The sequence below is a fragment of the Campylobacter sp. BCW_4323 genome, from assembly GCF_001763115.1.
Classification (GTDB): Bacteria; Campylobacterota; Campylobacteria; order Campylobacterales; family Campylobacteraceae; genus Campylobacter_D; species Campylobacter_D jejuni.
Genome location: NZ_MJYC01000037.1, coordinates 1 through 6,673, shown reverse-complemented (window position 1 = coordinate 6,673; position 6,673 = coordinate 1). Strand labels below are relative to the sequence as shown.

The window sequence follows — 6,673 nt, the reverse complement described above, 5'->3', positions numbered from 1 at the left end:
ATCATTGCTTTTTACTTCTATAGTAGAAACATTTTTTGTTTTATGGTTGATGAAGTCAAAGAAATTTTGCAAAGATTTAAAAATTGAATTAATTTTTGCACTTACCATATATTTTATACACATATATACAATAGCTGAAATTATAATTAAAAATATAATAACTACAGCAACTATAATTAACTGAAGATGATATAAAGGTTTTAAAACTGAATTTTTAGGGGTTGTTACAAGTATACTCCAGCGACTTGAATTATTTGCAGTACTAAAAGATGAAACGGATGCATAGCTTAAATCTCCAGTTGAAGCAACATAATCATCTATTATAACAGTTTTGTGTTCTTTAACAGCATTATTGACTAACTCCACAGAGGGATCTTTATTTATATCACTGAGTGTTTTTAAAATGGCATTATGATTTTTATGAATGGCAATAACACCTTTATCAGTCATCAAAAATCTTAAATCCCCTTCAAAAAAATCTAATTTTGGGTCAAGTATGGTTTCAGAAACTTCAGAAAAATCTAAAGTATATCCAGCAACTCCAATCAATTTACCTTTATTATTAAAAATAGGCATTCCAAAATTAATACCTAGAAAATCTTTTCCATCGTAGTTAAGTTTAGTTGGTGGCTCAACAAATAAACTGTCTTTATCTCCATATTTAGCGTTTTTTTCTACTTGCTCTATAATCTTTAAATTACTAAAATTATTTGGCGTTTGAATTGTTTCTATTCCTCCAGATTTTCCAGTGGTTTGATCAAAATAAATCATAGCAAAAGTTTTACCATCAGAACTTGTGTATCTTTTATTAATTCCTTGAGCATCCCCTAGCACTGAAGTATCTTTTAAATACAAAAAAGTATAAGCTGAATATAAACTACTATCAAATAAATTTTTCATTAAGCTTTCAATCAAATCAGCATCAACTTGATTATTGTGTTCAAACATATCATTTAAGGAAGTTGCGGTTCCTTTTGTAAGTGCAACAGTTTCATTTAGAATATTCCATATAATTGGTGTATCTTTTTGAAGCTAAAAATATTGAATCTTTGGCCTCTTTTTCCATATTTTCAGAAATATATATGGAAACTGTTGAAACTAATACGATAATGCCTAAAATTACCCCTATAGCTACAGATAAAATAAGCTTAGTGCTTATATTTAAAGAACGAAAATTCATATTTTTTCCTTAACTTTTAAAAATTTATAAAAAACTTAGCATAGTATTCTATAATTTTTTAAAATATTCTTAAAAATTTTAATATCTTTTGTAATTTTACCATATGTTAACTTTTTATAAATATAAGTATTTAAAATATTAAAATTTTATTGAAGTTAAGAATTATTAATGCAATTTACCTTTGAACAAATTTTTATCGCAATGCTACTGACTCTTTTTGCAGGTTTTTCTACAGCTATAGGTTCTATAATAGCCTTTTTTTCTAGAAAAGATGATTTAAGGGTACTTTCTTTAGGACTTGGTTTTTCAGCTGGGGTAATGATATATATTTCTTTCATGGAAATTTTACCCACTGCACTGAAAGATTTTAAAAATCACTATGATTCGCATTGGGCTGAGCTTTTGGGATTAGCTTGTTTTTTTGGTGGAATTTTAATATCTTTATTGATTGATAAATTAATCCCCGAAGATGTCAATCCTCACGAGCCTAAAGAGGATTTAAGCGAGTTAAAAATTTGTCCCTTACCTCAAAAAGGACAAAATCCTCCGAAATTTCATCCTGGAGAAAAGTTGCATCAGATCAATACTAAAGCTTTAAAACGCACAGGGATTTTTACAGCTTTGGCTATTGCTATACATAATTTCCCAGAAGGTTTTGCTACTTTTATTTCGAGTCTTGACAATCTTACTTTAGGAATTGCTATAGCTATAGCTGTGGCTATACACAATATCCCTGAAGGTTTGGCCGTGAGTTTGCCAATTTACCATGCTACAGGAAATAAGAAAAAGGCTTTTATTTATTCAGCTCTTTCGGGTTTTGCAGAGCCTTTGGGTGCTTTTGTTGGAGCTTTGATTTTATTGCCTTTTATAGGCGATCTTACTTTAGCTATAAGTTTTGCTGTGATTGCAGGAATTATGGTTTTTATATCTCTTGATGAACTTTTGCCCGCTGCAAAAACTTATGATAAGGCCCATGATAGTTTATATGGACTTATATTAGGAATGGCAATAATGGCTTTAAGTTTAAATTTGCTTGGACAATAGAAAGCCTTACGGCTTTCTTGCAATTTAATTCACACCTTTTGGCGCATTAAAGGCAGTAAGTTTTGGTAGTTCACCTTTAAATTTTTCTATGTTTACGAGCCCTGTGTGAGAGATATTGCCATTGGCAAGTTTTGAAGTTGGTATATCCATGGTTAAAACATTTGCATTTCCACATTTGCAAAGTCCGTTTTCATTAGGATCATACCAAGCACCTTCACAAAGCCTTACAACCCCTTGCATGATTTCATCACTTACAACAGCCCCTGCTAAAACTTCGCCACGTTTGTTAAACACGCGCACTACATCGCCATTTTTTATACCAAGTTTTTTTGCATCTTTGGAATTGATTAAAATCGGCTCTCTATCTTTTATTGCATAAGTATCTCTTAAGCTTGTGTGACAAAGTTGAGAGTGTAAGCGATCTCTTGGGTGGTTTGTAAGTAAGTGGAAAGGTGCTTCTTTGGTTGCATTTCCAAGCCATTCAATAGGCTCAAACCAAGTAGGATGGGCTTTGCAATCATCATAATTATAATTTTTAATCGTTTCTGAGTAAATTTCAATGAGCCCTGAATCTGTACCCAGAGCATTTAAGATAGGATCTTCTATAAATTCTGAAAAACGAGTCCATTCTAAACTTTCAGCTGTTGGTTCAAAAGTGATTGGTTCATTTTTAGCCCAAAATTCTTCAAAACTTGGCATAGGAGTGGCAAAAGCTTCGCCAAAACTTTGAGTTTGTTTTAGGGCGCTATTGTAGTATTCTTTGATGAAATCTTTAGCTTTTTTGCCATTTTCTGTGTAGGCATTAAAGACATCTTTTCCATAAATTTTACAAATATCAGAGAAAATTACATAATCATCTTTGCTTTCACCCACAGGCTCAACTGCTTGTTTCATAGGAGCTATATGCATATTTGAATAATCTCCTGTCATGGTAATATCATCTCTTTCATAAGATGAAGTTACAGGCATAACAATATCTGCCATTTTAGCTGTTGGAGTCCAGTAAATTTCATTTACCACAACGGTGCGTGGTTTTCTCCATGCTTTTACATTAGTGTTGGTATCTTGATGGTGCACTAAAGGATTTCCACCTACCCAGTAAATAAAATCAATATCAGGATAGGTAAGCTTAGAGCCGTTGTGATCTATGGTTTTTCCAGGGTGAAGTAAAGCATCAGCGATTCTTGCTACAGGGAAAGAATAACTCGCTGCATTTTGAAGCCATTCTGCATCTTCGTTTGAAGTTTCGCTTTTTGCTAAACCTTTAAATTTACCATTGTTCCAAATTCCTAAGCTACCTGCTGTCATACCGCCGATAACTCCGCCTTTGCAAGTTGGAACACCACCATTGCTGTAATGGTAGCTTAATCCAAAACCACCTCCTTTTGTGCCGATTTGTCCTAACATCGCACAAAGAGTAACTAACATCCAGTGAGGCTGTTCGCCATGATGTGCTCTTTGCATACCCCAACCACTCATAATCATAGTAGGATTATCATAAAAAGTTTCAGCTAAATTTTTGATAGTTTTTTCATCGATACCGCAAATTTTACTTGCCCATTTGGTTTCTTTTTTCACTCCATCTTCTTTACCTTCTAAATAATCTTTAAATTTATCAAAGCCTGTAGTGTAAGTGTCTAAAAACTCGTAATTGATTTTTTTCTTAGCAATCAAATGGCTTGCCATACCCATCATTAAAGCTACATCGGTATTTGGGCGTGGAGCTATCCATTTGGCATTTAAAAATTTCGCTGTAGTGGTTTTTACAGGATCTATACAAATCACTTTGATTTTACTGTCTTTAAGTTTTTCAAAGTATGCCAAACCTCTTTGTTCGTTTGAAGTCCAAGCTATACGTAAAGTAGAAAGTGGATCAGCACCCCAAATCACAACATATTTAGAATCACTTAAGATATTTTCCCATGAGGTTTGCTGCTCATAAACTTCAATTGATCCTACAACATAAGGCATAATCACTTGAGAAGCTCCTGTAGAATAGTCTCCTGTAGCTCCTACAAATCCACCTGTTACATTTAAAAATCTATGAAGTAAGATGCGTGAGTTTTGCATATTTCCACTTGATTTCCAGCCATAGCTTCCACCAAAAATCGCACTTGCACCTTTACTATCTCTTGTTTTTTTAAGCTCTTTGGCGATAAGCTTGATCGCTTCACCATAACTTACGCGAACAAACTCATCTTTTCCGCGAAGCTCAGGTTTAGGATTGTCAGGATTTTCAAAGTAGGACTTACGCACATAAGGATACTTCACACGAGATTTATAAACCATATCGGCAGTATAGTGCTGTAAAGGATTATCCATTTTTGTAACTTTTTCCCAAGGTTCACTTTTTACTATCTTACCATCTTTTATAGTGAGTTTTAAAATCCCCCAGTGTGCTGCGGTAATCACTTCTCCATTTTTTACAAGTCCAAGGCTAACTTTTGAAGCTTCTAAGGTTTTTCCTGCACTTAAGCTTGGAATGAGAGGTAAAGCACTTAAGCTCGCTCCAATTTTTAAAAATTTTCTTCTATCTAGCATGCTTTTCTCCTTATTTTGTTTTAAAATCTTTTGCGTTTTTTTGTAAGTATTCTATAACTAGCCATCTGTCTTTTTTATCAATACCTGTTCTATCAGCCATAGAACGGAAAATTGCAGGCCAAGCATTAGCTGTAAATTCTTTTTCTTTGTGGATAGCATGACAAATTCCGCAGTTATTTACAAAAAGCTCTTTGGCTCGACTTAACATTTCTTTATTGTCTTTGACAAATTCTTTTTGATCTGCCCAAATTTCAAGGCTTACCTTATCCCATTTTCCATCTTTTCCAGTTATTCTTTGAGAGAAATTTAATTTTGTATTTTTAGAAAAAGCTGCAACAATAATTCTTTGAAAGTCATTGAAATAAATTACAGAAGGTGCTTTAGGATTTACATAACCATCAATTTTTAGCAAAACTTTGTTATTTTCGCTTTTTAACACTTCAAAAGGATTTGTAGGTAAAAGTCTTCCTATGACTTTAGCATCATCTTTATTAAGATAAAGTGATACAACTTCATCGGTATAGGCGGTATTTTCTGCCCATAAACATGTCGCTAGGACAACAAAAGAAATGAAAATCTTTTTCATTGCTATTCCTTAATATGAATTTGATGTAAATGTATTTTAACACTATTTAATTTAATTATTAATTAACATTAACAAAATATTAATTAATAATTAATAACTTTTTTAGAAAAAAATAAGTATTTTATAGTTATAATTTGCAAATAAATATACAAGAAAGGAAGACAATGTTAAAATCTATTGGAACTAAATTAACCCTTTCAGTAATTGGAAGTGTTATGGTTAGCTTAGTCTTTATGATTGCCATCATATCATGGAAAGTTTCTCAAAATATGGAAAAAGAAGCAGAAATTGCTCTAGACATAGCTTCAAAAAGATATGTAAATTATATGCAATCCACGCTTAATGAACCTTTTTTACTCTCTAAAGCATTAGGTACTAGCATACAACAAGTTATTAATGATAATGGGAATATTGACATTAATGTATTGGAAAATTTAACCAAAAAAACATTAGATTCAAGTATGCATACCACTTATGCTTTTTTGTACATTAAAGATCTTTCAGTCTTGTCAGGAAATAAAGATAAAGACACTCAAAATGGAAATTTATCTATTGTTTATAATGATTCAACTCCAGGGATTGATGGAGGTATTAAAACATTTATACAAAATAAAAATATGTATAACAGCATACCTGTAATCTCAAAAATTGAAAACAATGTGCACAATGGAGAGCAAAAAGTTACTTTTGGTTCAGTTAAGCGTCTTGATTATGGTAATGGAGAATTTTTAGGAATAAACTTAGGAATGCCTATTTTTAATCAAAAAGGAGACTTTGCGGGAGTTATTGGTTTCTCTTTAGAGCTTTCACAGATGTCTAAAGCTTTACTTGATCCTTCTTTAAATTTTCACGAAGGAGATCAAAGATTGCTACTTGCAGATGATGGAACATTTGTTATTCATGAAAATCCTAAAGCAATTTTGCAAAAAATCAATGAATACAACCATTCTCCTTCTGTAGCTCCTATATTAAGTGCTATTAAAGAACATAGAGATATTTTAATCAATAATTTTTATACATCTACAGGTTTAACTAGTTATGCTTCGGTTTCTTCTTTTAGTACATTAGAAGATTCAAGTCGCTGGAGTATACTTGTAACAACCCCTAAAAATTCAGTTTTAAAACCTTTATATCATCTTCAGTTAATTATAGTTGCTGTAGTTATTATATTTTTAATTATAATTTCAGCTATTGTATATATGTGTATAAAATATATGGTAAGTGCAAAAATTAATTCAATTTTTAAATCTTTGCAAAATTTCTTTGACTTCATCAACCATAAAACAAAAAATGTTTCTACTATAGAAGTAAAAAGCAATGAT

Annotated in this window: 4 protein-coding genes and 2 pseudogenes; 2 read left to right on the top strand and 4 right to left on the bottom strand. The window is 31.8% G+C overall.

Annotated elements, in window-relative coordinates; genetic code table 11:
* Positions 1 to 948, bottom strand: a pseudogene (locus AJN60_RS02525) (cache domain-containing protein); the annotation flags it as partial.
* A 43-nt stretch (positions 949 to 991) separates the two neighbouring features.
* A complete protein-coding gene (locus tag AJN60_RS02520; RefSeq protein ID WP_070285816.1) occupies positions 992 to 1,180 on the bottom strand; it encodes a hypothetical protein in 189 nt (62 codons plus the stop codon).
* Positions 1,181 to 1,348: 168 nt separating this feature from the next.
* On the opposite strand from AJN60_RS02520, the gene zupT reads away from it, so the two are divergent.
* A complete protein-coding gene (gene zupT / locus AJN60_RS02515; protein ID WP_052776816.1) occupies positions 1,349 to 2,224 on the top strand; it encodes a zinc transporter ZupT in 876 nt (291 codons plus the stop codon).
* 24 nt (positions 2,225 to 2,248) lie between these two features.
* Here zupT and AJN60_RS02510 read toward each other — a convergent pair whose 3' ends face one another.
* Together AJN60_RS02510 and AJN60_RS02505 are read right to left on the bottom strand one after the other, a co-directional pair.
* Positions 2,249 to 4,765, bottom strand: coding sequence for a molybdopterin guanine dinucleotide-containing S/N-oxide reductase (locus AJN60_RS02510; RefSeq protein ID WP_070285815.1), 2,517 nt, complete (start codon positions 4,763 to 4,765; stop codon positions 2,249 to 2,251).
* A 10-nt stretch (positions 4,766 to 4,775) separates the two neighbouring features.
* On the bottom strand, positions 4,776 to 5,351 hold the full coding sequence (locus tag AJN60_RS02505; RefSeq protein WP_070285814.1) for a cytochrome c3 family protein: 576 nt from the start codon (positions 5,349 to 5,351) through the stop codon (positions 4,776 to 4,778).
* Positions 5,352 to 6,601: 1,250 nt separating this feature from the next.
* On the opposite strand from AJN60_RS02505, the pseudogene AJN60_RS10135 reads away from it, so the two are divergent.
* Positions 6,602 to 6,673: pseudogene (locus AJN60_RS10135) on the top strand (hypothetical protein); the annotation flags it as partial.